Annotated in this window: 1 protein-coding gene; it reads right to left on the reverse strand. The window is 63.1% G+C overall.

The genetic code is table 11. The annotated features are described in order from the left end of the window. A partial coding sequence (locus BIU91_RS02480; RefSeq protein WP_139196850.1) for a hypothetical protein occupies positions 1-331 on the reverse strand: 331 nt, incomplete at its 3' end. Positions 332-407: the final 76 nt, after the last annotated feature.

Consider the following 407-nt stretch of genomic DNA (forward strand, 5'->3'; position numbering starts at 1 on the left):
GGGCCTCTTTCAGTTCGGCCACGATATCCACGAGGTCGTCGAACCTCAGCACGGCCAGCGGCTCGTCCTTGAGCTGCACGACCAGCAGGGGAGTGCGGCCCATGCTTGCTCCGGCGACGGTCTGTCCCCAGAACTCGCCGAGTTTGATTGTCTTGTGGTTCTTCGCCTCGATGTCGAACGGGGTGTCCCGGTAGTAGTCGCTGATGTCCATCTTCTGATGGCTGCCCGCTCCGGACTTGCCGTCGCGCTTCACGCGGGCGCCGAGCTTCTTCTGAAGCGTCTTCGCGATGTAGTTCTCCAGGCTCTTGCCCTTCTCGCTGCTCTCGCTCATGACTCGTCGTACTCCGAGCGCAGGGCTCTCACCGCGCGGATCACCGCGTAGTGGCCGAGCACGGTCAAGTGGCGGT

The sequence above is a fragment of the Curtobacterium sp. MMLR14_002 genome, from assembly GCF_001864975.1.
Classification (GTDB): Bacteria; Actinomycetota; Actinomycetes; order Actinomycetales; family Microbacteriaceae; genus Curtobacterium; species Curtobacterium flaccumfaciens.